The organism is Achromobacter sp. AONIH1 (genome assembly GCF_002902905.1).
Taxonomy (GTDB): Bacteria; Pseudomonadota; Gammaproteobacteria; order Burkholderiales; family Burkholderiaceae_B; genus Achromobacter.
Genome location: NZ_CP026124.1, coordinates 2,594,885 through 2,620,940, shown reverse-complemented (window position 1 = coordinate 2,620,940; position 26,056 = coordinate 2,594,885). Strand labels below are relative to the sequence as shown.

The 26,056-nt window shown below is 68.5% G+C and carries 15 protein-coding genes; 8 read left to right on the top strand and 7 right to left on the bottom strand.

The window, feature by feature from the left end; all coding sequences use genetic code 11:
- Nucleotides 1–50: 50 nt before the first annotated feature.
- The 5 genes from C2U31_RS11960 to C2U31_RS11940 all read right to left on the bottom strand — a co-directional run bounded on the left by C2U31_RS11960 (nt 51) and on the right by C2U31_RS11940 (nt 8,299).
- A complete protein-coding gene (locus C2U31_RS11960) occupies nt 51–779 on the bottom strand; it encodes an META and DUF4377 domain-containing protein (RefSeq protein ID WP_199770989.1) in 729 nt (242 codons plus the stop codon).
- 417 nt (nt 780–1,196) lie between these two features.
- Nucleotides 1,197–4,697 carry an AAA domain-containing protein gene (locus C2U31_RS11955; RefSeq protein ID WP_103272982.1) on the bottom strand — a complete coding sequence of 1,167 codons (3,501 nt, stop codon included), beginning with the start codon at nt 4,695–4,697 and terminating at the stop codon, nt 1,197–1,199.
- A gap of 167 nt (nt 4,698–4,864) precedes the next feature.
- Nucleotides 4,865–6,775 carry a triacylglycerol lipase gene (locus tag C2U31_RS11950; protein WP_103272981.1) on the bottom strand — a complete coding sequence of 637 codons (1,911 nt, stop codon included), beginning with the start codon at nt 6,773–6,775 and terminating at the stop codon, nt 4,865–4,867.
- Nucleotides 6,772–7,809 (bottom strand): DUF4105 domain-containing protein, encoded by a 1,038-nt coding sequence (locus tag C2U31_RS11945; RefSeq protein WP_103272980.1) that lies wholly within the window; start codon nt 7,807–7,809, stop codon nt 6,772–6,774. The genes C2U31_RS11950 and C2U31_RS11945 overlap by 4 nt, the downstream gene beginning before the upstream one ends.
- A gap of 61 nt (nt 7,810–7,870) precedes the next feature.
- On the bottom strand, nt 7,871–8,299 hold the full coding sequence (locus C2U31_RS11940) for a VOC family protein (RefSeq protein ID WP_103272979.1): 429 nt from the start codon (nt 8,297–8,299) through the stop codon (nt 7,871–7,873).
- Between the two features lie 202 nt (nt 8,300–8,501).
- Here C2U31_RS11940 and C2U31_RS11935 point away from each other — a divergent pair, with 202 nt between their 5' ends.
- The 6 genes from C2U31_RS11935 to C2U31_RS11910 all read left to right on the top strand — a co-directional run bounded on the left by C2U31_RS11935 (nt 8,502) and on the right by C2U31_RS11910 (nt 22,516).
- The gene (locus C2U31_RS11935) at nt 8,502–9,434 is read left to right on the top strand and encodes a hypothetical protein (RefSeq protein ID WP_103272978.1); all 933 of its coding nucleotides are present in this window, start codon (nt 8,502–8,504) and stop codon (nt 9,432–9,434) included.
- A gap of 381 nt (nt 9,435–9,815) precedes the next feature.
- On the top strand, nt 9,816–11,351 hold the full coding sequence (locus tag C2U31_RS11930; RefSeq protein WP_233772741.1) for a TolC family protein: 1,536 nt from the start codon (nt 9,816–9,818) through the stop codon (nt 11,349–11,351).
- Between the two features lie 104 nt (nt 11,352–11,455).
- Entirely contained in the window at nt 11,456–12,202 is a 747-nt protein-coding gene (locus C2U31_RS11925; RefSeq protein WP_103276348.1) for an efflux RND transporter periplasmic adaptor subunit, read from the top strand.
- 51 nt (nt 12,203–12,253) lie between these two features.
- Nucleotides 12,254–19,000, top strand: a complete 6,747-nt coding sequence (locus C2U31_RS11920) for a DUF4347 domain-containing protein (protein ID WP_103272977.1) — start codon at nt 12,254–12,256, stop codon at nt 18,998–19,000.
- Between the two features lie 31 nt (nt 19,001–19,031).
- Nucleotides 19,032–20,402 carry an efflux RND transporter periplasmic adaptor subunit gene (locus C2U31_RS11915; RefSeq protein ID WP_103276347.1) on the top strand — a complete coding sequence of 457 codons (1,371 nt, stop codon included), beginning with the start codon at nt 19,032–19,034 and terminating at the stop codon, nt 20,400–20,402.
- Nucleotides 20,399–22,516 carry an HlyD family efflux transporter periplasmic adaptor subunit gene (locus C2U31_RS11910; RefSeq protein WP_199770987.1) on the top strand — a complete coding sequence of 706 codons (2,118 nt, stop codon included), beginning with the start codon at nt 20,399–20,401 and terminating at the stop codon, nt 22,514–22,516. The genes C2U31_RS11915 and C2U31_RS11910 overlap by 4 nt, the downstream gene beginning before the upstream one ends.
- 43 nt (nt 22,517–22,559) lie before the next feature.
- Here the strand turns inward: C2U31_RS11910 and C2U31_RS11905 are convergent, their stop codons facing one another.
- Both C2U31_RS11905 and C2U31_RS11900 read right to left on the bottom strand, forming a co-directional pair.
- Nucleotides 22,560–23,618 (bottom strand): sensor domain-containing diguanylate cyclase, encoded by a 1,059-nt coding sequence (locus C2U31_RS11905; protein WP_103272976.1) that lies wholly within the window; start codon nt 23,616–23,618, stop codon nt 22,560–22,562.
- Between the two features lie 104 nt (nt 23,619–23,722).
- Nucleotides 23,723–24,643 (bottom strand): LysR substrate-binding domain-containing protein, encoded by a 921-nt coding sequence (locus C2U31_RS11900; protein WP_103276345.1) that lies wholly within the window; start codon nt 24,641–24,643, stop codon nt 23,723–23,725.
- A 101-nt stretch (nt 24,644–24,744) separates the two neighbouring features.
- Here C2U31_RS11900 and C2U31_RS11895 point away from each other — a divergent pair, with 101 nt between their 5' ends.
- Both C2U31_RS11895 and C2U31_RS11890 read left to right on the top strand, forming a co-directional pair.
- On the top strand, nt 24,745–25,572 hold the full coding sequence (locus tag C2U31_RS11895; RefSeq protein ID WP_103272975.1) for an aminotransferase class IV family protein: 828 nt from the start codon (nt 24,745–24,747) through the stop codon (nt 25,570–25,572).
- Between the two features lie 66 nt (nt 25,573–25,638).
- Nucleotides 25,639–26,010 carry a tRNA-binding protein gene (locus C2U31_RS11890; RefSeq protein ID WP_103272974.1) on the top strand — a complete coding sequence of 124 codons (372 nt, stop codon included), beginning with the start codon at nt 25,639–25,641 and terminating at the stop codon, nt 26,008–26,010.
- Nucleotides 26,011–26,056: the final 46 nt, after the last annotated feature.

Genomic DNA, 26,056 nt, shown 5'->3' with positions numbered 1-26,056 from the left:
GTGGGGTTCCGTCCGGCCTTTGACGGGCCGCATGGCGGCCGGCGGCGAGTTTACTTCGGTTTCTTGCCAGACATGTCCTGCTCCACCACCATATCCAGCACATAGACCTTGGACGGCGCGTCGGCGGGCGGGTTCTTCCAGTCGTATTGCTTGACGCGCAGCACGGTGCGCACGCCGTCGCGGTGCTCGTAGCCGTCGATCGACTGGTACAGCGGATGCCACTTGTCGGTCGCGGGCTGCTGCACACCGGACTCGCTGTAGCGGCGCTCGCGCACCTGCAGGCACTGGTAGTTGGGGATCATCGGGTGGCTGCACTTGACGCGCTTGGCGGCCACTTCCAGGAACATGGTCTCGCCCTTGCTGCCGTAACGGGTCTCGGGCGTGGGCTCGCCGGTGAACTTGAGCACGGCGCCGTCCTGGGCGACCAGTTGCAGCACGGGTTCGGGCGCGTCGGTGGCGACCGAGGCGCGCAGGTCGCCCTTGATGCGCTGGCCCACTTCGGCGTCCAGCGCCATCAGGCTGGGTTCGCAGGCCTTCATGGTGGCGGCCAGCTGCGCCACCTGCAGCACGCCCTTGTCATAGCGATAGCCGCCGAACTGCGTGTTGCAGCCGCCGGTGATGCTCAGGCCTTGCTCGGTGAAGGACAGACGCAGGCGATTGTCGATGCCCTTTTGCAGCGCCGCGATGGGCTTGCCCGAGGCGTCGACGGCCGAGGCCAGGTGCCAGTAGTAGGCGGACAGCGTGGCCTGGGAGGCGGCGGACGAGGCGGTGGCGGACATGGAGGACGCTCCTTCGCGAGTGGAGTTGGACGCCGGGGCGCAGGCCTGGAGCAAGGCGGCGCAGACGGAAGCGAGAAGAATGGTTTTTTTCATGGTTCGCTCTTATTCAGCCGGGGGTTATTGATGGAGACGGCATTCTACGGACGCGTGGCGGACGAATCAGGTTGGCGGGCGGTCAGGTCGTTTCAGGATTTTTCCGTGATCCTGCTTTCCCACCACTATCATTCATAGGGGTAATTCTGCTCGCCCTGAGCGGCGCGCAAGCCTGGAGTTGGCGGAAAAGCATAAACCGTTGTCGTGAATATCGGTTGCAGTCTGACACGATACGCGCATGTACTGTTTCATTGGAAAAATGTTGCACCGGACCTCGACTGCACATTTCCGACGTCTGCGGCCGCAGATTTCTGGCCTGCCGCGTCATTGAGAAACCACCACACTCCTTGAACTCCGCGATAGGTCCACAAGTCCTTTCAGATCGCTCAAGCTGCGGCCGATCATCTCGAACGCTTCCTCGCCGTCATATCTCAACGACGATTCGTAGCGTGCGTAGCGCTGCCCTTCACCGCGCGTGGCGGACAGCCAGTTGAATGACCCAACCACCAACCACTCGAAATCGACCAACAGCAGCTTGCTATGCACGTGTTTCTCCCGAACCCGCGCTCCCGCCTCGGACAGGCACTCAACGCACCGCTGATAGACGTCTTCATTCTTGGAATCAAAGGACGGATCGCTGACGATCGTCACCACCACCCCTCTGGCCACCGCCTTCCGGATCATTTCCAATACACCGTCCGCCTGGATGGCACGCAGCGAGAGGAATGGCGAAGTAATCACCAGGCGCGCGCGGGCGACGCTGAACGCTTCCACCAGGGCGCGCCGGTGCCCCGCCAGATCCCGTATCAAGGCCGCCGGCGACATGTCGAAACCCGCCGCCAGCCATTCAGCGGGGATGGGAATCTCGCTCTCCGTGCCCTTGAAGAGTGCGCGCCCGACGATTGCGGACGGACGATCTCCATCTGGATGAAAGAGATGCATGTCGCCAAATACCAGAAAAGCGTCTTGGGCGCGCGATATTGCGACATTCAACATCGATGGATCCCGGTCCAGCATAGGCGCTCCCGCACCGATCCCCGCTCCGTAGACAGGCGAGAAAACAATTACTTTCCGCTCGGCGCCTTGCAACGAAAACACGGTTCCCACCGTAATACCATGGCTCTCTCCCAGCGTTTTCCTCAGTTCGCCGCGCAGGGTTTTGGCCTGCTCTGCAAATGGCGTGATGACTGCCACTAGCTGGTTGAAGGACTTGTTTTCCGCCTGATATGCCGCTTCGATTTCGTCCTTTTGTTGAGCCAGCCACTTCGCAATGACGGATGCCTCGAGCAAGTTTCTCCAGCTCCTGCCAACCTGCTGCGGCAAACCCGCAATATGCGCATAGCCAACAGAAGGCGTTAACAACCTGATGCCTTCATCGCGGCAAGGCTGCAATAGCCCCTGGTAGACAAGCCGGTTGCAAATATCGATGATTTCCGGCCAGCAACGCCGATGTTCGCTGAGAAACATACCGCGCCCTCGCGCGGCATGCTTGGAATATGGCGTCGCCCGCTTAGCCAGGGCCATCAGACTCCCTGCCGACGCCGAGATACCCTCATCGTAAAAGTTCTCCAGCCCGGACATATGAGGAATGACGCCGTGCAACTGCGCGTTTATCCTGTCCAGTGATTTGGGCACCGCCCATACAGGCTTGATCTGATCGACATCCCCCACCACCAGCGCTCGTTTCGCCAGCCCGAAAGATGGCACGCCGATTTCCGGCGAGGACTGACCCGCTTCGTCCACGATCAACAGATCGATTGCGTTGAACAGCGTTTCAGGATTTCCATTAAATGCCTCAAAGCGCTTGGGCAGCGTGTGAAACGTCGAGACAAAGCATGGAAAGAGCTTGGCCAGCCTCCGGTATTGCCGCATCAGCTTGTCCGGCCGCTTGCTGTCATCCATTTTCCCCATGCGAACGATCTGTTCCTGCACCTCTAGCAGATAGCGCGCCTCCCAATAGTGCGTCGCCAGCTTGAATGCGCGAAACCGCAAGCCCATGTCCAACGTCAGCAGCACTTTCTCTGCCGTAAGTTCATCCGGCGCGGGGACGATCCTTCTCAGTACTTCGAGCGCCTGCGTGAAAGATGCCTCGCTCGACCGGGCCCGCCCCAACTGATCGTCAGCTGCGCGCACCAATGACTCCTGAGACTCCAGCAGGCGTAGCAAGGCATGATCAGCCGCGTCCCTATCTCTCAAGCCACGCAAGAGCGTGCCCACCGGCCAACCCTGCTCAGCCTCTGCTTCCGCCAGGAAGGCAAGGTCCCTGCGCTGCCTCATGCCGCGAGCGCCCGCCACCGCCAAAAGTGCGATCCACCATGGCTCTGAGGCGCAGTGACGATGCCAGGAGCGGTACAAGCCATGCATGTCCTGCTTGTCACGTAAGGCTACATCCAGCGCCTCTTTACCAGCCACCACGGCGTCACCCAGGCGCGCCGCCACCGCCTCGGACCTCGAGATATCGAATGCGGAATCGCCGGCAAGCTCCCGAATCGTCTGCAGCGCAGCCATTACGGCGCGAACGGCCTCGACGGTGTGCCGCAGCTGCTGATGGATCACTCGGCAGGCGGCGTCCAGGCTTACCAACGGTTCGGCAGGAAACGCCTCCTGGGCTTTTTCCAGAAAATACCGACCTGCCGCCGCGCAGCCTTCCTCTGATTCGTGGACTTTCACATCGTAGTCCGCATCCCGGCCCATGCCGACTATTGCATGCACGGGAAAGTCCCGTTGCTCCTGGCCCCCTTGCTTGCCCTGGGCGGGCATATACAGACCGTAGCTGGCAAGTCCGGGCAACCAGCGCCCGGCCAAGGCCCCCTCCGGCTCCGTGACTTGTGCGAAAGCCCGCAGAATATTGAGCACGGCCTGGTTATTGGTCGATGCGGCGACAATCAGAGGCGGCTGTTCTCGATCCAGCGCCGCCTGCACCCACTGATTTGCGATGACACTCAACAGCAGGGTCGTCTTGCCGGTTCCCGGTGGCCCATCCACCGCCAGGACATCAGACGCGCTCGACGCAAGAAAATGTGCCAAGGATTCTCTCTGCGATGACGCCAGGCCATAACGGCATTCCATCTGACCGATGTGCAAGGCGCCCAAGGCCAATTGCCTGGAGGTCGTCAGCAGATCCTGCGCCGGCGCCGCCGTGATCAACTTGGTCAGCAGGGGGACATCCGGCGCATCGCTCGCCCTCAAGCGATCAACCAGCGTCTCAATGGCGGCGGTGGTCGCGCCTGAACCGCGCAACCAGACATGCGCTTGGTCTTGCGGGACATACCCTTCGATCTTGATGTCGGCCACGCCACCGCCCGTGACAGCGAACATCAACGCGTCCGCCAGCTTGATCAACGCCGGCCAGGCACCGGGATCATCGCTGCGCCGCGCATAGGCTGCGTCCGCATCGTCGAGGGTTCCCAAAACGATCTCTGAATCAGTGGGATCCAACAGATTGCGAGGCAAGACGACGGGAGAGGCGAGCCTTTCATCACCGATCAGTTGGCCATCCTCGCGCAACCTAGCATGAATTAATACCGGCAAGATCCTATCCGGCGTGCGACTGCTACGGAATCCGTGCCTACTCCGCGCCAGAAACGCCTGTGGGGCGACCGTTATGGGAAGCGGCCAGAGGCGAGCGGGGTCGAAGCGATTGCCAGCGCCCTTGCGAGCTTGTTCAAACAGCTTTTTTGTGACGTGCTCACTCACCTGCCCGTTCATCAGGGTTTCGACAGAGATGTTGTGCATGTCGAGGCTTTCGAGATCCGGAGCCAACCTGGATGCATCCGCCAGGCTCGCTTGCAGGTAGTCCAGATATGCCTTGCCTTGCGGTGTCATGTTGAAAGGCTCCTAGATGTTGGAAATACAGGGATGAGCGCCACGTGGAACTATGCCTCGGCAGCGGCGGCCCATCGAAAAATGTAACCAACACTATCACGCCCGACCCATTTCCCCCTGTTGCATAGTGATCAATTCTGGCGGAATAACTCGTTCGTTTCTGCCACCTACTTCGCCGCCCCCAGATGCTCGCGCAGCACCCGCCGGATCTCCAATATCGCCTCCGGCGCTTCCTGCACGCTGTGCGTGTACGGAATCACCGCTTCCGACGCCGCGCCGTCCAGGTGCGCGCTGTGATACGTAACGAAACCGTCGGTGGATTCCTCCAGCGGCGCGTCCGGCTTGTCGGTGGCGACGATGCTGTGGAACGTCACGGCGGGCGAGATCGGCATCTGCGGCAGCAGCCGGATGAACGGGTCCTTGGGGCTCAGGCTGTCCACGCCATTGGGGATGTAGTAGGGTTCGCCGCCGGGCATCTCGCCGCCTTCGGCGCGCTGGCTCATGCGGGCGAACTTGCGCAGCACGGTGGCCGGCAGCGTGATCAGGTTCGAGGCCCAGCGCGCCAGCCGGTGCTCGGCGAACTCGGTGCCGCGATGCGGCGTGGCGATGAAGACGGCGCGGGTGATGCCATGGAAGGGCTCGAAGCGCATCATGTCGCCGAATTCCGCTTCGGCCTCGGCCATTTCCTCGGGCGTGAACGAGCGGTATTCCTGCAATGCCTTCCACAGCACATCGCCCGACGAGGACACCATCAGGCGGCTCAGGATGCCGCCCATGCTGTGACCGATGACGACCATGTCGCGCGAGGCGCGCGCCGTGCCCATGGGGTCGAAGTGTTCCAGCGTGCGCCGCAGCGCCTTGCGGATCTCTGCGTTGTTGTAGGGCAAGGGCGCGTTGGTCGGGTAGTAGACCTGCCAGATCTGGTAGCCGCGCCGCAGTACCTCATCGCCCAACACTTCGTTGGCCGTGTTGATCCAGGCCTCGGGGCTGCTGGCCAGGCCGTGCAGCATGACGATGATGCGCCGATCGGGGTCGTAGGGTTGCAGCAGGTAGATGTGCGGCTCGGCCAGTCCGTCCGACGTGCCGATGGCGTTGCGCAGCGCCTGCGTGGCGAAGCCCGAGCGCGCCAGCCACAGGCCGTAGCCGGAAGTGAAGTTGGCGGCCAGCGGCACCGAGATGCCGCCCAGCGACACGTAGTAGCGCCGATACGGATCCGAGACGGTGAAGGCGGCGTCGTGCGTCTCCAGGATCTGGGTCAGCGTGCGGCCCTTGAAGGACAGGATCACCGACAGCGCCGGGAACGGGGTTTCGCTATAGGGCTGCTCGAAGGTGTCCTTGTCATTGACGCTGCGCGCCATGACGGCGACCAGCTCGGCGCCGAAGCCGTCGCGCCGGTACATGCTGCGCAGGCCACTGAAGGTCAGCGTGGACGCCGGGATCAGCTCGTAGGGCGTGGTCTTGCCGCCGGGCAGGCGCACCTCGTCCATCAGGAAGTGGATGTTCCAGTCGCCGATGCGGGCGCTTTCGCCGCTGCGCGCGGCATCGGCCTTGGGCGCGTCGCGGTAGTGCGAGAACAGACGCGTGACGGACTGCTGCACCGCATAGTTGTAATAGTCGCGCACCTGGGTCTGGCGGTCCTCGAAGGCGCGCTCGGCCGGCGGGCGCGGCGAGTGGAACAGGTAGGCGTAGGCGTAGCGCGCGCTTTGCAGGTAGGCGTCCAGCAGCTCGTCGCGGTCGGTCGCGGCGATGGGGCGCTGGCGTTCCAGCTCCACGGCGTGCAGCAGCCAGACCTCGGACAGCGTGGACAGCTGGCGCTCGGTGTCCAGGCCGTCGCTGCCGCGCAGCGCGCTGGTGCAGTTGAGCGCGGACGCGCGGCATTTGTCGGCGTCCAGGCCCAGCACGGCCAGCGCCTCGCTGGCGGCGGCGCTGAGCTTGCCGGTAGTGAGCACGTCGCCGCGTCGTTGGGCGATGTAGTCCTGCGTGCTGACGGACGCGACCTTGACGCCGGCGCAGCCGGCGGTCGCCAGGATCAGCAGCAGCGCGGCGCAGCGCGCGACGAGCCCGAGGGAATGCTTCATGGTCGGGGGGACAGGAAAGGTTCGCGTATGGCTTGCGAGAACGCCGGCGTGTTGCCCGCCCGGGCCGCGCGCTGGGTGATGTCGGCATCGCGCCGGATCGCGTCCAGCGGCCGGCTGGTGTCCAGGCCGCCGTGTTCGTACAGGTACTCGGGCAGGTAGCCGGACAGCAGAAGGCGGTAGTCGACCGGCAGGCCGGGCACGATGGCGCGCACCATCTGGTAGATGATGGTGGTGCAGTTGGCGGTGACCGTGTGATAGAAGCGCGGCTCGGCGCGCAGCGCGTTGGCCGTGTCCACATAGGACAGGAACAGCGCGCGCATCGCCTCGGGCGGCATGCGGATGGGGTAGATCGATACCGTTTCGCCGCGCATGGCGGTGCGCACCCGCACGATGTCGCGCTCGTCGGCGGCGATCACGCTCAGCTCGAACTGCTTGAAGAAGCCGCCCAGTTCCGAGAACTGCTCGCCGCGTTCCTTGCGGATCTCGACCGAGAACACCACGCGCTGGCCATCGTCGAAGCCAAAGGACACCAGGGTGTGGGCGATGGCGGGCATGCCCCAGGTGGACAGGATCATGTCCACGCTGCGCAGCCGGCTCAGGTCGTAGTCGCGGGTGTCCCAGCGGGCGTCGTAGTCGGCGTCGCCGCGCCAGTCGAAGTTGCGCACGTCCCGCAGGCGCACGTGGTCGCCCTGCACCGTGCCCTGCGGCATGCGGCTCACATCGTCGGCCCAGTCGCGGTCGTTGGACGGCCGCAGCGTGTGCCACCAGACCAGCAGCGCGACGAGGGCCAGCGCCCACCCCGCCCACCAGCGGCGGCCGGCGCGCCAGGGACGACCGACGATCAGCAGGCCCAGCAGCCAGAGATGCAGCGCGGCCCAGGCCGCCACGGCCACGCCGCGCGCCGCCGCGCCGCCGGGAAACTGGAACCACAGCGCGCCGGCGCCCCAGGCGGCCAGCGGCAGCAGGCAGACGCCGGCCAGCAGGCGCAACCAGGGGGAAGGACGGCGGTAAACGGCGTTCGGGGCTTGGAGCATAGGCAGGAGGATCAAGGCGCCGGGCCGGACGTTGCGCGCACGGCGGGCGCGGCGCCATCGTTCAGAACGTCACCTTGACCGAGGGCGCGCTGCGGCGGGCTTCGCCATGGAAGACCGCCTCGATATTGTTGCCGTCCGGGTCCAGCACGAAGGCGCCATAGTAGCCGGGATGATAGGGCCGGTAGCCGGGCGCGCCATTGTCCTTGCCGCAGTGGGCCAGCGCGGCCTGATGAAAGGCGTCCACCATGGCGGTGTCGCGGGCCTGGAAGGCAAGATGATGGCGGCCGGTCAGTTGCCCCTGCGCGGCCGGGCTGGCGGCGGTGGACACGAACAGTTCGTCCGCCCAGAAGAAGCTGTCGCTGACGCCGCCCATGGGCACGCCCAGCACGTCGAACACCGCCTGGTAGAAGCGCTGGCTGGCCGGCAGGTCTCGCACCACCAGATGAACGTGGTCGATGAGGCGGCCTCGGTGGATTTCGTTGGTCTCCATGCGGTGCTCCGGGAATGCGCTGAGGGTGGGCTGGAAGGGAAATCGGCGCTACGAATATAGCGCCATATCATGTCGGAGCGATGCGCGCCGCGCCCCTCTACAATCAGCGATCCGCGCACCTTCCTTGCCCTGTCGCCGGCCGAGATCGAACGTCGGTCCGGCAAGGGCCGCGCCCGCCTGCCTCTCATCGGATCCGTCCATCATGCGCCTGCGCCTTGCCGCCCTGCTGACCGCCCCCTTCGCGCTCGCCCTGCCCGCCGTCCATGCCCAGACCACGGTCAAATCGCTGGATCAGGTGCGCGACGTCATCCAGACCGACGCGGCCAGGCAGATGTTCGACCAGCAGATGTCGGGCAAGCCCGCGCCGGACGGTTTCGGCACGACGCTGCCGGCCGGCTTCACGGCGGACTTCCTGTTGCGGCAGCTGGCGCCCGGCCAGCCCGCCGACCGGCTGGTGCTGGCCGGCGCCAAGCCCTGGCCGCAGCGCGAGCGCGCCTACGTCGGCGTGGTCTGCCTGGCGGCCTCGGCCGAAGCGGCGGCGCAGTCGGCCAAGTATTCGCGCAACGAATGCGTGGCCTTGTCCGGCAGCGACGGCGATCAGAAGTCCGTGTGGTTCGGCGTATTCGAAACCGGGGCGGACGGCGCGCCCGCGCTGGTCGCGCGCACCGAAACCCCGGTGTCCGTAGAGACCGACTGGGAAGACTCCAATATCGATCCGCCCATCGACCTGGCGATGCAGGACGCGGGCAAGCCCATGCTGGCCGCGCCGCAAAGCTGGAAGCGCTTCGACCTGGCGCGCTACCAGATCCGTCCGGACGAAACCGCCTTCGGCGTGCGCGCCGGCTGGAGCGAGGGCTATTCCGGCGGCGGCGCCGATTTCGAGGCGCTGTACCTGTTCCGCATCGAGGGCCGCGCGCTGCGCGTGGTGTTCGCCCAGCCGATGGCGTTCTACAAGATGCTGGCCGGCGACTGGAACCCCGACGGCACACGCGAGCATATCGAGTCGGACGCGAGCAACACGCTGTCCCTGTTGCCCGGCAAGACCGATGGCTACTTCGACATCCAGCTGCGCCAGCAGAAGGGTGTCTGGAAGCAGACCTTGAAGTGGTCGGCGGCCCGCCAGCGCTACGAGTGAGCGGGCCGGCTGCCCGCGAGAGTCGGTTCCGCGCCTTGCGGCAGGCGAAGGCAGAACTTCGGGCGGACATGGCGAACCGGACGCGCAGCGTACTCAACACAATCCGTGGCGTGACGCGATGACGTCCGGCAAACTTCGCCGGCCCAGGCTATTTCGCAACAATCGCGACCGGTGACGACAATCCCCAATTGTGGAATTTGTTACTGCTGCCTTAGGATTCGTTCTCGCTGAACCGTTAACACCTTAGGGCTGTTCCAGGACTGCCGCGTCCTGCCAGCTTCGGACTCTCGGCAAACCCCGCTGTTGCTCCATGTTCTGCCGCCAGGGTATGGCTTTCGCACGTCTCAACCATACAAGTAACAAGAAACTACAAACAAGACGATGAATATTTCCATACAAGGCCGTTCCTTGCGCCTGCCCCCGCTGCGCCTGTGGGGCGTGATCGGCGCCGGCGCGCTGCTGTCGGGCTGCGCCAGCTTCACCGCCCAGCCGCTGAGCGCGGATGACATCAAGACCCAGGTGCAGGCCGACCGCCAGACCCTGGCCAGGGACGTGGCGCCGGTCAGCGGTCCGGTGCCGCTGGAAGAAGCGATCGCGCGCGCCATCAAGTACAACGCCGGCCAGCGCCTGCGGGCGATGGAGGAAGCGGTGGCGCAGGGCACCTATGATGTGTCCACCTTCGACATGCTGCCCAAGCTGGTGGCGTCGGCCGGCTACCGCTACCGCGACAAGGACCTGATCACCCGCAGCACGGACTCGGTGACGGGGCAGCCCTCGCTGGCGCATCCCTACATCTCGACCGACCGCGACTACACGCAGAGCGCCCTGACGCTGTCCTGGAGCCTGCTGGATTTCGGCCAGAGCTATTACGCCGCGCGCCAGAACGCCGACCGCGTGCGCATCGCCGCCGAGCGCCGCCGCAAGGCCATCTACACGCTGGTGCAGGATGTGCGCACCGCCTACTGGCGCGTGGTCGCCAGCCAGGCGCTGGAAAGCTCGCTGCGCTCGGCCCGTGACCAGGCGGAAAAAGCGCTGGCCGACGCCCGCAAGGCCGAGGCCGAGCAGCTGCGCTCGCCGCTGGAGCCGCTGCGCTACCAGCGCCAGCTGCTGGAGAACGTGCGCCTGCTGGAAGCCATCCAGGAAGAACTGTCGGCGTCCCGCATCGAGCTGGCGTCGCTGATGGGCCTGCCGCCTGGCATGGACACCCAGAACCTGCGCGTGGTGGAGCCCGCTTTCAACCCCCGTCCGCAATGGCTGGAACAGCCGGTCGAGGACCTGGAAGCGCGCGCGCTGATGCTGAATCCTGACCTGCGCGAAAGCCTGTACAACGCCCGCATCGCCCAGGAAGAGACCAAGCGCGTGCTGTTGCGCATGTTCCCCGGCCTGTCGTTCAACTACTCGCTGAACAAGAGCAACGACAGCTACCTGATCAACGACCATTGGCGCGAAGCCGGCGTGCAGGTCTCGTTCAACCTGTTGAGCCTGCTGTCCGCGCCGCAGCAATGGAAGCTGGCCAAGGACGGCGTGTCGCTGGCCGACCAGAAGCGGCTGGCCACGCAGATGGCCGTGCTGGCGCAGCTGCACATCGCCCGCCTGCAATTCGGCAACGCGATGAACCAATACCAGCGCGCCGACGAGATCGCCGGCGTGGACCAGCGCATCGCCCGCCATGTCGACAATCAGGTACGGGCGCAGAAGCAGGCCGGTCTGGAACAGGTCTCGCAACAGGCCGGCGCCATCCTGTCGTCGCTGCGCCGCTACCAGGCTCTGTCCAACATGCAGGCCGCCGCCGCGCGCCTGCAGGCCACGCTGGGATTGGAGCCCACGATCGACGGTTCGGACGCCATGCCGCTGCCCGAACTGACCGCCGCCGTCGCTCGCGGCCTGTCGCAATGGGAAAGCGGAAAACTGCCATGATTCTCCAGGACGCCGCGCGGCGCGGAACCGGCCTGGCCCGCCTGATCGGCCTGGCCTGGGCCCTGGGACTGGCCAACGTCGCGCCGGCAACGGCGCAGACGCAGATGCAGACACCGACGCAGGCGCAACCCGCATCGGCGTTGCCGGCCATCCCCGCGCCCGCGCCAAGCGGCGCGCTGGAGCCGCGCGACATTCGCGCCCAGCTCGCGCCCCGGCAATACACCACGCTGGCGGCCGAGATCGGCGCCAAGGTGCAGCGCCTGGCCGTGACCGAGGGCGGCGCGTTCAAGAAGGACCAGCTGCTGGTGCAATTCGATTGCAGCCTGCAACAGGCCCAGCTGAACAAGGCCCATGCCGGCCAGAACGCCGCCGACAAGACCTGGCGCGCAAACCAGCGCCTGGCGCAGCTCAATTCGGTGGGCAAGGTCGAACTGGAGACCTCGCAGGCGGAAGTGCAGAAGGCCGCCGCCGAGGTGGCCGCGAGCAAGGCGCTGCTGGACAAGTGCCGCGTGACCGCGCCCTACGCGGGCCGCGTGGCCGAGCAGAAGATCCGCGAACAGCAGTACGCGCAGCCGGGCCAGCCGCTGCTGGACATCATCGACGATACGGCGCTGGAACTGGAGTTCCTCGTGCCGTCGCGCTGGCTGGTCTGGCTCAAGCCGGGCGCGGCGTTCCAGGTGCGCATCGACGAAACCGGCAAGACCTATCCCGCCAAGGTGCAATGGCTGGCCGCCCGGGTCGACCCGGTGAGCCAGTCCATCAAGGTGAACGCCGGCATCGACGGGCATTTCGACGACCTGATCGCCGGCATGAGCGGACAGGTGCTGATGGAACCGCCGCCGGTCCGCTGACCCGTCCGGGCCGCCGGCCCGCTCCGAATTCCCTGCAAGACAGGACATACCATGACCTCGAACCAACGCTCCCTGTGGAATAAGGTCGCTCCGGCCATCAAGCGCGCGCTGCTTGGCGCGCGCCCGGATGCGGCGGGCCTGCCGGCGGCCGCGCGCCTGCCGGCCGCGCGCCCGCTGGCGCTGGAACAACGCTTCATGTTCGACGCCGCCGCCGTGGCCGCCACAGCCGACGCCGCTCATGCCGCCCGGCCGGAGGCCGCCCCGCCGGCCGAGGCGCAACGCCCCGATGCCGCGCGGCAGGCCGACGCCACGCCGGCCGGCGCCGACCTGGCCCGCGTGGCCATGGCCGCGGAAGCGCCGCGTCGCGAGATCGTGTTCGTGGACAACCAGGTCAAGGACTACCAGCAGCTGGTCGCGCAGGTCCGGCCCGGCACCGAAGTCATCGTGCTGGACAAGACCCGCGATGGCTTGCAGCAGATCGCCGACGCGCTGCGCGGCCGCAGCGGCATCGACGCGATCCACATCATCGGCCACGGCGCCGAAGGCAGCATGCGCCTGGGCTCGGTGGAGCTGAACGCCGCCGCGCTCGGCGGTCGCGAGAGCCAGCTGGCCGCCATCGGCGCGGCGCTGACCGCGCAGGGCGACATCCTGCTCTATGGCTGCGACATCGGCGCCAACGCCCGGGGCGCGGAATTGCTGTCGCGGCTGGCGCAGCTGACGCATGCCGACGTGGCCGCCTCCAATGACCGCACCGGCGCGGCCGCGCGCGGCGGCGACTGGGTGCTGGAAGCGGTCAGCGGCAGCGTGGAGACGGCGGCGCTGTCCTTCGCCTACAACGGCCTGTTGGCAGCCCCGCCCAGCCAGGACTTCGAAAACTGGCCGGGCACGGCGGGCAACAACACGAACACCCTGGAGATCGACGGTCTGCGTTACGCGACCAGCAGCACCGGCATCATCGACGTGATCAATGTGGCCGATATCTACGGCCAGACTTTCCCGGGCTTCTCCGGCCGGGCCATCTCGAACGACCCGGGAGGGGCCGGTCCCGGCAGCAATTTCTTTGAACTCAGCGCGATCGACCTCGCCAACAATTTCAAGCTGAAGTCGCTGGTTTTCAACGCGCTGGATTTCCAGGCCGGCCTGGCATCGTCGATGTACATGACGGCGTATGACGGCGGCTTCAACGCCACGCCACTGCAGCAGATCGTGATTGACCTGACCCGCAGCGGCACGTATGGCTCGGGCGACTGGAGCGTGACCTATACCCGGATAAGCGCCGACCTCAATGCCGGCCTCATCGTCTTCGGCAAGGGCTGGGGCAACATCGACGCGGTCCGCTTCACCTCGGCCCAGCCCGGCCGGCCCCTCAGCCTGGCGCTGGACAGCATCGTGCTGGATACGCCCGACGCGCCCAGCACGCTGCCCGTGGTCACGCCCTCGGCCGGTTCGTCGACCTACAGCAACGGCAACGGCCTTCCGGTGCAGGTGGACGCCAGCCTGACGCTGACCGATCCCGACAGCACCAGCCTGTCCCACGCCACGGTTTCCCTGACCGGCGGCAGCTTCCGCAGCGGCGAGGACGTGCTCGCCTTCGTCAACACCAACAGCGCGCTGTACGGCAACATCGTCAGCAGCTGGAACGCCAGCACCGGCGTGCTCACGCTCACCTCTTCAGGCAGCCTCGCCACGGTGGCCCAGTGGGAGGCTGCGCTGCGGGCGGTGACTTACCACGATAGCTCGACCATGCCGTACCAGGGCGACCGGACGATCACCTTCGTGGTCAATGACGGCACGTCCGACAGCTCGCCCGTCAGCAAGATCATGAAAATACTGCCCAACAGTCCGCCAGTCATCGGCAATCTGAGCGGCGACGCGGTGACCTATACCGAGAAAGGCGCCCCCGTGAGGCTGGACGCCGGCGCGCAGGTCACGGTGACCGACAGCGACACGCCCAACTTCAACAGCGGCAATCTCACCGTGCAGATGGTCAACAACGCCCGCGCCAACCAGGACGTTCTGGGCATAGACACCAGCGGCGCCATCAGCCTGTCCAATGGCGTGACCGTGGGTAGCGTGGTGAGCGTGTCCGGTGTGGCCATCGGCGTGATCGCTCCCAGTGGCGACGGCGCCAACGGAAACAAACTGATCGTGACCTTCAACGCCAACGCGACGCAGGCGCGCGTGGCCTTGCTGATGTCGGCGCTGACCTACAAGAACACCAGCAGCGATCCCTACACGGCCACCCGCAGCATCGTCTTCGGCATTTACGACGGGCGCGGCGGCAGCGCCTCGGCTGTCGTCAGCGTCGACATAGCGGCGGTGAACGATGCGCCAACGCTCTCGGCCACGCCGCTCAACCCTGTCCATGTGCCAGGCGGAACGGGCGTGGCGCTATTCAGCGGCGCCAGCATCGACCCGGGCGAAGCCGGGCAGAACATCAGGCTCATTACCTTCACCGTGTCGGGCCTGGCGGACGGCGCCAGCGAACGCCTGACGATCGACGGCTCCACCATCGCGCTGGTGAACAACACCACCGTCACCACCAGCGGCCTGGGCCTGAGCGTGACGGTCACCGTCATCGGCAACACGGCGACGATCACGGTCAGCTCGGCCGGCATCAGCGCCACCACGGCCAACGGCGTGCTCAACGGCATCACCTACCAGGACGCCAAGGCCTCGGCCTCCGGCGGCGCCCGCGTCGTGACGCTGACCGGCGTCACGGACAGCGGCGGCACCGCCAATGGCGGCGTGGACACCGCCGTCCTGTCGCTGGCGTCCACCATCACCCTGCCCTATGCGCCCGTGGTGACGCCCAGCGCCGGAAACCCGGAATTCACCATCAAGGGCTCCACGTCCGTGCCGGTGGCCGTGGACGGCGGCATCACGCTCAGCGACAGCGACAGCGCCACGCTGAGCCGGGCCGTCATCGCCATCGTCGGCAATCTCCAATCCAGCGACATGCTGCTGTTCACGGCCATGAACGGCATCTCCGGCAGCTACAGCGCCGGCGTGCTGACGCTGAGCGGCTCGGCCACGGTGGCGCAGTGGGAAGCCGCGCTGCGCTCGATCCGCTATACCAACAACGACGCCGGCGCCAGCACCGCCACGCGCACGATCTCCATCGTGGTCAGCGACGGCTCGCGCGACAGCGACAACGTCACGCGCTCCATCACGGTCAAGCAATTCGATCCCGCGCCCGTCGTGACGCCCTCCGCCGGGGCCACCGCCTTCCTGAGCAAGGGCGGCGGCTCGCATGCCGTCGCCGTCGACGCCGGCCTGACCTTGTCCGATCCGGACAGCACGACGCTGGCCAGCGCCCGGATCACCATCGGCAACCTGCAAGCGGGCGATGTGCTGGGTTTCGTCAACGACGGAGCCACCATGGGCAACGTCGTGGGATTCTATGATCCGACCACCGGCATCCTCACCCTGACGTCCGCCGGCGGCCTGGCCACGGTCGCGCAATGGCAGGCGGCGCTGCGCGCGATCACTTTCGTCAATACCCGCGAAAGCACGCCCGTGGCCTCGCGCTCGATCAGCTTCCAGGTGTCGGACGGCGTCAATAGCAGCGTCGTCGCGGCCAAGAGCATCGACGTGCAGGACGGCAATATCCCGCCGGTGCTGACGCTGCCGTCGACACTGAATTTCAGCGAGGACACGTCCGGCTTCATCACCGGCATCTCCGTGTCCGACGCGGACGCGGGCAGCGGCAGCGTCACCCTGACGCTGAGCGTGCCCGCCGGACGGCTTTACGCGCTCACCAGCGGCGGCGTCACCGTGCAGGGTTCGGGCACCGGCGTGCTGGTCCTGTCGGGCTCGGTGGCCAACCTGAATGCCTTCATCGCCGCCTTGGAAGTCAGCTTCCTGGCCGCGCCCAACGCCAATGGCGACATCACGCTCAGCGTCACGATCAACGACAACGGCAACACCGGCACGGACGGCGCGGAAACCGCCAGCGGCACGGTCACCCTGCGCGTCGCGGCGGTCAACGATGCGCCCGTCATCACCGTGCCGTCCGGCATCAGCCTGACCGAGGACATCGCCGGCGCCATCACCGGCATCTCGTTCAGCGACGTGGACGCCGGCGCCGGCCAGCTGACCGTCACCCTGTCCGTGCCGGCCGGCGCGCTGTCGGCCAGCAGCGGCTCGGGCATCGTCATCGGCGGCACGGCGACCGCCATGACGCTGACCGGCACGCTGGCAGACCTGAACGCCTTCATCGCGGCGAGCAAGGTGCTCTATACGCCCGCCGCCAATGCCACGGGCGTGGTCACACTGACCGTCAGCATCAACGACAACGGCAACACCGGCTCGGGCGGCAGCCTGAGCGACACCAAGACCGTCGACCTGAACATCGCGGCGGTCAATGACGCGCCGACGATCGCCGTGCCGGTACGGCTTGGTTTCAGCGAGGACACGGCCGGCGCCGTCACCGGCATCTCGATCGCCGACGTGGACGCGGGCGGCAGCGTCGTCACCCTGACCCTGGCCGTGCCCGCCGGCACGCTCGCGGCGCTCAACGCCAACGGCGTCACCGTCACCGGCTCCGGCAGCGGCACGCTGGTGCTGACCGGCTCGATCGCCGACATCAACGCCTTCATCGCCGCCAGCCGCGTCAGCTACCTGTCGGCGCCCAACGCCAACGGCGACGTCACGCTGACGGCCACCGTCAACGACCTGGGCAACACCGGCTCCGGCGGCGCCCTCTCCGCCAGCGACACGGTCGTCCTGCGCATCGCGGCGGTCAACGACGCGCCCGTCATCACGGTGCCGTCCAGCATCAGCCTGACCGAGGACACGGCCGGCGTCATCACCGGCATCACGGTGAGCGACGTGGACGCCGGCAGCGGCCTGCTGACCGTCACCCTGTCCGTGCCGTCCGGCACGCTGTCGGCCATCAGCGGCAACGGCGTCACCGTCGGCGGCAGCGCCGGCGCGCTGACCCTGACCGGCTCGCAGGCCGACCTGAACGCCTTCATCGCCGCCGGCGGCCTGCGCTATCTGCCCGGCGCCAACATCGCCGGCCAGGTCACGCTGAGCGTCAGCGTCAACGACAATGGCAACACCGGCTCCGGCGGCGGCCAGACCGCCAGCGCCAGCATCACGCTCGACATCGCGGCGGTCAATGATGCGCCCGTCAACATCGTGCCGGGTTCGCAGCAGACGGCCGGCGGTTCTCCGCTGGTGTTCGATGCCGCGCATGGCAATGCCATCCGTATCCAGGACGTGGACGCCGGCGGCGGCCAACTGCTGGTGACGCTGTCGGCGGACCACGGCCTGCTGCGCCTGTCGCGCGTCGCCGGTCTGACGTTCATGAACGGCACGGCCAATGGCTCGGCCACGCTGACGTTCACCGGCACGCTGGCCGACATCAACGCCGCGCTGGACGGGCTGGTCTACGAAGCCGCGGCCAACTATGTCGGCCCCGCGACCTTGCGGATCGTCACCGACGACCAGGGCAACAGCGGCAGCGGCGGCGCGCTCAGCGCCACCAGCAGCATCGCCATCGCCGTGACGCCCAGCGACGTCACGCCGCCCTCGGCGACGCTGACGCTGGCCGATGCGCTGCTGGCCGCCGGCCAGAGCACGCGGCTGACGATCCGTTTCAGCGAGGCGATCCAGTCGCTGGACGCCAGCGCCTTCACCCTGCCCGGCGGCACGCTCGCCGGGCTGTCCTCGGCCGACGGCGGCCTGACCTGGACCGCCACCTATACGCCGGCCGCCGGCGCGGATCTGTCCAACGCCGTCATCGCGCTGGACCTGCGCCAGGTGCGCGATCTGGCCGGCAACGCCGGCAGCGGCAGCGCGCTGTCCGGCGCCTTGCGCATCGACACGCAGCCGCCGGCCAGTCCGGCGCTCAACCTGGAACAGCGCGCGCTCGATCCGTCCGGCGGCCTGCTCAGCGGCAACGGCGTGCTGCGCGTCGACGACCTGGAAAGCGGCGGCCGCTGGCAGTATTCGCTGGATGGCGGCGCCAGCTGGCGCGATGGCCAGGGCAGCCAGCTGACGCTGGATGCGCCCGGCGCGCACGCGGTGCAAGTGCGGCAGTGGGACGCGGCCGGCAATGTCTCGGCCGTCTCGTCGCTGTCCTTCTCCGTCCAGGGCCAGGTGCCGCCCTACGTGCATCCCACGCCCCCGCCCGGAACGCTCCTGCCGCCGCTGGCCCCGCCCGTGGCAAGCCTGTCGCCGGTCGCCGATCCGCGCGACGAATTCCTGCCCTCGCTCGGCGGCGCGCAGGCCGGCTCGCGCTCTCCCGCGCACGCGTCGCCGCTGGCCTGGGCGATGGACGAGCACGGGGCCCGGCAGGCCCCCGCGCCGCGCGCCACGGACGAACGGCCGGCCGCCGCCGTCTATGCGCCGCAGCGCATCGGCGCCAGCGATGCGCCGGGCCAGGAACTCGTGGTCCTGCGCGGCCTGACCACGCTCGCGCTGGAGCCCGGCGCGGCGCTGGACCTGCGCATCCCGTCCTCGGTCTTTGGCCACACGCGGGCCGACGCCAGGATCCAGCTGTCGTTGACGCTGGAAGATGGCCGCGCCCTGCCCGCCTGGATCCGCTTCGATGCGCGCAGCGGCCGCCTGCAGGCGGAGCCGCCGCGCGGCTTCGCGGGCGAGATCGCGCTGCGCCTGACGGCGCGCGACGAACGCGGCAACGAGGCCTCGACCGTGTTCAAGCTGAGCGCGGGCCGCCATGCGGCCGAGCGCCAGGCGCCCGCCGGCCGCTCCGGCCTGGCCGAGCAGATGCAGCGCGCCACGCAGGCGCGCACGGCGGCCGGCGCGGCGCAGCGGCTGCGGGGATGAACCATGACGCATGACGGGGTCGCGCTTGAACATGCCTGAAGCGCCCGAGGCCGCCAGCCCGGCGGTGCTGCTGCTGGAGCTGGGCCACCGCGCCCGGCTCGCCGCCAGCCTGCCCGAGCTGGAATTCCTGCTGGTCAACGATACGCGGCTGCTGGCGCCCTACCGGCAGGCCGCCCTGTGGCGCGAAGCCGGCGGCGTGGCCGCGCTGTCGGGCGTGGTGCAGCCCGACCGCAACGCGCCCTATGCGCAATGGCTGGCGCGCGCCTGCGCACACCTGGCGCGGGCGGACGGCGATACGGCGCGCGCGGTCTCGGCCGCTGACCTGCCGGACGAACTCGGCGCGCAATGGCGCGAATGGCTGCCGCCGCAGGGCGTGTGGCTGCCGCTACGCATGCTTGAGGAACCGGATGCCCGCCCCGCAGGCGGCCTGCTGCTGGCCGGCGCCGATCCCGTCGCGCCGACGCTGCTGCCGCTGCTGACCGAGTGGAGCCGCATCTGGTGCCATGCATGGCGGGCCTTGCAGCGCGCCCGGCCCTGGTCCTGGGACGCCTGGCGCAACCGCGCCCGCTCGCGGCCCGCCGCGGCGGGGCGCGGCGGGCGCCGCCCCGGCCTGTGGGCCGCCTGCGCACTGCTGGCGGCTGGCGCGATTCCGGTGCGCCTGTCGGTGCTGGCGCCGGGCGAGCTGGTCGCCGCGCAACCCGCCGTGCTGCGCGCGCCGCTGGACGGCGTGGTCGCGCAGATCCACGTGCAGCCCAACCAGATCGTGAAGCAGGGCCAGCCCCTGTTCAGCCTGGACGAGGCCCAGATCGCCAGCCGCCTGCAGGTGGCGCAACAGGCGCTGAGCACGGCCGAAGCCGAATACCGGCAGTTCGCCCAGATGGCGCTGGGCGATCCGCGCTCCAAGGCGCAGCTGGCGGCGCTGGCCGGCAAGATCGGCGAGCGCCGGGCCGAGCAGGCCTTCCTGGCCGAGCAACTGGGCCGCGCCAGCGTGACAGCGCCCCGGGACGGCATGGTGCTGTTCGATTCGCCGTCGGAGTGGATAGGCAAACCGGTGCAGACCGGCGAACGCGTCATGCGCGTGGCCGATCCGGACGCGGTGGAGATCGAGGCCTGGGTGCCGGTGGGCGACGCCATTCCGCTGGCCGAGGGCGCGCCGCTGCGGCTGTATCTGGCCGCCGACCCGCTGACGGCCGTGCAGGGCCGCGTGCGCTACATGGCCTATGACGCCGTGGCGCGGCCCGACGGCAGCTACGCCTATCGCCTGCGCGCCTCGCTGGATCAGGCGCAGGGACCGCGCATCGGCCTGAAGGGCACCGCCAAGCTGCAAGGCGAGCGCGTGCCGCTGGCCTATTGGATCCTGCGCAAGCCCTGGGCGGCCATCCGCCAGTTCGTGGCGCTATGACGCCGGCCACGCCCCTGCCGCCGCTGCGCGACGAACTGGACCTGCTGCCCGGCCCGGCCCTGCCGGACGGCCAGCCCAGCTGGACGCTGCACGATCCGGTGCGCAACCTGTTCTTCCAGATCGACTGGGCCAGTTTCGAGATCCTGCAGCGCTGGCGGCTGCGCTGGCCCGGCGTGATCGCGCGGCGCATCCAGGCCGAGACCACGCTGCGCGCCGAACCGGACGATGTCGAGGCCATGCACCGCTTCCTGGCGCAGCATGAGCTGTTGCAGCCGGCCGCGCTGACCGCGGCTGAACTGGCCGAGCAGCGCCAGCGCCGCCGCGCCGGCTGGTCGCAATGGCTGCTGCACAACTATCTGTTCTTCCGCGTGCCGCTGCTGCGCCCGGACCGCTGGTTGACGCGCTGGACGCCAAGGCTGGCCTTCCTGTACGGGCCGGCCTTCCGCTGGCTGACGCTGGCCGCGCTGCTGGCCGGAATGTGGGGCGTGTCGCGTTCCTGGGACGCTTTCACCGCCACGCTGGTGGACATGCTGAGCTGGGAAGGGCTGGCCGCCTACGGCCTGACGCTGGCGGCGGTGAAGACGCTGCACGAGTTCGGCCATGGCGTGACGGCCAAGCGCTATGGCTGCCGCGTGCCGACCATGGGCGTGGCCTTCCTGGTGCTATGGCCCGTGGCCTATACCGACACCAACGAGGTATGGAAGCTGACGCGCCGCGACCAGCGCCTGAAGGTTGCGGCGGCGGGTATCGCCACCGAGCTGACCATCGCCGTCTGGGCCATGCTGGCCTGGGTCTGGCTGCCGGACGGCCCGCTGCGCGCGATGGCCTTCCTGCTGGCCACCACCACCTGGGTCAGCACCGTGCTGATCAACGCCAGCCCGTTCATGCGCTTCGACGGCTACTTCCTGCTGTCGGATTTCCTGCAGATGCCGAACCTGCATGCCCGCGCCTTCGCGCTGGCGCGCTGGGACCTGCGCGAACGGCTGTTCGCGCTGGGCGAGCCGGCGCCGGAGCACTTTCCCGCCGCGCGGCGGCGCGGACTGATCCTGTTCGCCTGGGCCACCTGGATCTACCGCCTGGTCCTGTTCCTGGGCATCGCGGCCCTGGTCTATCACTTCTTCATCAAGGCCCTGGGCATCTTTCTTTTCCTGGTGGAAATCGTGTGGTTCATCGCCCGTCCCCTGTGGTCCGAGATCGGCGCATGGCGGCAGCGCGGCGCGGCTATCGGCGGCAGCCGGCGCGCGCGCTGGAGCGCGCTGCTGCTGATCCTGATCGTGCTGGGTGCCTTCGCGCCCTGGCCCGTGCCGGTGCGCGGCAGCGGCCTGTTGCAAGCGCGCGAGCAATGGCCGCTGCATGCGCCGGAAGCGTCGCGACTGGCCTCGCCCCCGCCGGCCGAGGGGCACGCGCTGCAGGCCCATGAGGACGCTTTCGTGCTGGACACGCCTTCGCTGGCCGCCAGCGCCGCGCAAAGCCAGGCGCGCTCGCTGCAACTGGCGCGGCAGTCCGCCGCCGCCGGCTTCGATCCCGAATTGCGACGCGACTGGCAGGTGCTGCGCGAGCGCCAGGCCGAGGCGCAGGCGCAGCAGGTCGCGGTGGACAGCGAAGCGGCGCGCTACCGCCTGGAAGCGCCAGGCGCCGGCCGGCTGCGCGACCGTGATCCGGACCTGCGCCAGGGCGACTGGCTGGGCCGCCGCGAGCTGCTGGGACGTGTCGTGAGCGCGGGCCCGCTGCAGGTGGTGGCGTATGTGCCCGAGGATGCCTTGCCGCGCCTGCGCGCCGGCCAGACGGCGCGCTTCATCGCCGATGGCGGCGCCGGACCGGACCTGGATCTGCGCGTGCGCAGCATCGACCAGGACGCCACCCGCGTGCTGCAGGAAGCGGTGCTGTCCGCCCCCGCCGGCGGCGACGTACAGGTGCGCGCGTCGCAAAACCTGCTCTACCCGGAACGGCCGGTGTACCGGGTGATGCTGGACGTGGAAAGCGCCGATCCGCCCGCCCAGGCGCGCCAGCACAGCTGGCGCGGCCGGGTCAGCATCCATGGCGATTGGGAAGCTCCCGGCGCGCGCCTGCTGCGCACGGCGGCCAGCGTGTTCTGGCGGGAAGCGGGCTTCTAGGAACTGGCGCGTTGGCGCCGGGCGGTCACGCCGCCGGCCGCGCTCAGTGCATCACGCGCGCGCCCTTGCGCGCCCGCTTGACCACGTACATGCGCGTATCGGCCAGCCTGACCGCTTCCTCGGCGCTCAGGCCGCGCGGATCCAGCGCCACCACGCCGACGCTGGCGCCGTCGTAGGGCAGCGTGATCTCGCCCAGCTGGAAGTTGCCGAGCGTGGCCGCGGCCGTGCGGTCCTCCAGCGCGCGCGCGGCCTCTTCGGCCTCGCCGCGCAGGACCTCGTGGCCGATGGGACCGGCGTCGCCGCGCGCCAGGGCTGGCCCCGGGCCGATCAGCACGAACTCGTCGCCGCCCAGCCGGCCCAGCATGTCGGAGGCGCGCAGCGAGATAGCCAACCGGCGCGACATTTCCTGCAGGAAGATGTCGCCGTTCTGGTGCCCGTGGGCGTCATTGATGGACTTGAAGCCGTCCAGGTCGATCACGCCGACCAGGATGCTGCCGCCCTCGCGCAGCGCGCGGCCCTGCAGGCGTTCCAGCTCTTCGTAGATGGCGCGGCGATTGGGCAGGCCGGTGAGCGGATCGCTCAGCGCATATGACAGCAGCCGCACATTGGCCGAGCGCAGTTGCTCGACCAGCAGCTCGCGTTCCATGAAGTTGGCGAGCATGGCGGAGAACAGCTTGAGCACGGCCTCGGCCTGCGGCGCGACGGCCTGCTGGCTGGCGCTGGCGCCGCACAGCGTGCCCAGCAACGTGCCGTCGTCGGCGCGCACCGGCGCGCTGACATAGGTCTGGATGCCGAGCTTGCGCGCGGCCTCGGAGTCCGGCCAGCAGCTCGCGACATCGCTGGTGCTGGTGCGCCCCTCATCGAGCGCGCGCTTGCACAGCGTGTCGGCCCAGGGCACGTCCATGCCTTCGGGGATCTGCATGCCGCCGTCGTTGCGCGCATAGCGCACGTGCTGGATGCCGGCCTGCAGGTCGATCGAGGTCAGGTAGGTGGACTCCAGCCCGGTGATGGCCCCGAGCATGTCCAGCAGCGGGCGCGCCAGCTCCTCGACGCTCTTGGCGTTGGGCAGGGTCGTCGACAATTCCGAGAGTATCCGGTCCACGGCGGTTCCTTTGCGAGAGGCTGGGGAGGGACGGCCATCGGCCGCGTGCGCGGGCCGGCCATGCGTGATTATGCACGGCCGGCGGCGCGCGCCGCGCGGCGATTTCAGGCATCGGAACGCCCCAATTCCGCCAGCATCCAATCGCGCAGCGCCGCCACGCCCGGCGCCTTGGCGCCGGATTCGGGATAGGCCAGGTGATAGGCATGGTCGCCGCCCGCCGCCACGCCCACGTCGAACAGCTGGATCAGCCGGCCCTCGGCCAGTTCGCGCGCGACCAGCTCCCGCTCCACCAGGCCGACCGCGCCGCCGTCCATGACCGCCTGCGCCACATGGCTGGATTCTGTGAAGGCGACGCAGCCGCTGTCATCGAAATCCGGCACGCCGGCGGCGGCCATCCACAGCGCCCAGTTGGGCCAGACCACGCCGCCGGGCCGGCAATCCACGTAGCACAGCGTATGCGCGGCCAGGTCGCGCGGCTGGCGCGGCGCCGGACCGGCTTCGAGCAGGCGCGGGCTGCAGACCGGCACCACCACCGTGCTGAACAGCCGGTGCGTCACGACGCCGGGATAGCGGCCCGCGCCATATCGGATGGCCGCGTCCAGGTCATGGGCGTCGAAGTCGCGCAGTTCATCGCTGATGTCGAAGCTCAGCTCCCATTGCGGATGCGCGGCGCGAAAGCGCGGCAGGCGCGGCAGCAGCCAGTTCGTGGCGAAGCGCGCGCCCACCGACAGGCGCAGCGTCTGCTGGCCGCGCGCCAGCCGCCGCGCCCGGGCGGTGGCGCGGCGCAGGCCGTCCAGCGCATCGGCGGCGGCGCCGGCCAGCGCCTCGCCCGCCGGCGTCAGCCGGATGCTGCGGCTGGTGCGCGCGAACAGCGCCAGGCCGAGCTGCGCCTCGATGTCCTTGATCTGGTAGCTGACGGCGGCGGGCGTCAGGCCGAGTTCGTCGGCGGCGCGACTGAAGTTCAGATGGCGGGCGGCGGCCTCGAAGGTGCGCAAGGCCCGGCCGGCGGGAAAGACGCGGCTCATGATCTTCAAATTCTGCTTGATGGTGCTTCGAAAAATACTCGTTTCCCATGCCAGCATCAATAAGGGATATTGAACGCCATCTCATTCCGTTCAAACATCCCATGACGACAGATCCGCTTTCCCCGAATATCCGCTATGTCTCTCAGGTCGACGGCCAGGACGCAGACGCCGCCGCGCTGGCGCCGCTGGCCTTCGCCGGCTATGCCCACTTCACCGCCCTGCAGATCCGCGACGGCCGCGCGCGCGGCCTGGACCTGCATCTGGCCCGGCTGCGGGCTGGCTCGCAGGCGCTGTATGGGCAAGCGCTGCCCGACGAAGCAGTGCAGGCGCGCCTGCGCGCGGCGATCCAGGCCGGGCCGCCGGACCTGTCGCTGACGGCCACGGTGTACTCCCCCGCCGGTGAATTCACCATCGCCGGTCCCGGCGCGCGCCCGCGCCTGCTGGTCCGCACCGCGCCGCCGTCCAGCGGGCCCGCCGGCCCCTTGTCGCTGGCGCTGGTCGAGCACGAACGCATGCTGCCCGGGGTAAAGCATGTGGGCGAAGTGGCCAAGACCTATCTGCTGCGCGAGGCCGCCAGCCAGGGCCACGACGACGCGGCCTTTGTCGATCGGCGCGGACGGCTGAGCGAGGCCACGATCTGGAACCTGGCGTTCTGGGATGGCGAATACGTGGTGTGGCCACGGGCGGCGATGCTGGGCGGCACCATGATGGGCATCGTGCGCCGGCAGCTGGACCGGCTGGGCGCGCCGCAGCGCGAGCAGGAGCTGAAGGCTGAAGACCTGCGCGCGCTGAAAGGCGCCGTGGTGATGAATTCGTGGACGCCCGGCGTGCCCCTGCGGCGCATCGGCGCGATCGACGTGCCGCCGGCGCCCGGCTTCCTGGCGCTGCTGCATCGCGCCCACCAGGCCGAACCCCTGCTGCCGGTCTGAGGCCACGGCGGAGCGTAGGGGGATAATGCGGGCAGGTTTCCCCACGATTCATACAGAGAGATCCGCATGCATTACACGCAAGATCCCGCGTCCCCGCCCGCCGACGCCATCGGTTTCGACGATTTCATGAAGGTGGACATCCGCGTCGGCACGATCCAGACCGCCGAGGCCTTTCCCGAAGCGCGCAAGCCCGCCTACAAGCTGGCCATCGATTTCGGGCCGGGCGTGGGCGTGAAGAAAAGCTCGGCGCAGATCACCGCGCACTACACGCTGGAAGAACTGCCGGGCCGGCGCGTGATGGCCGTGGTGAATTTCCCGCCGCGCCAGATCGGCCCGGTGCGCTCGGAAGTGCTGGTGCTGGGCTTCGCCGACGCGGCCGGCGACATCGTGCTGGCCGCGCCGGACGCAGACGTGCCGAACGGCGCGCGGCTGACCTGAGCGCCGCGCGCCACCCAAAACAAAACCCGCGCCGTCTCCATGGAGA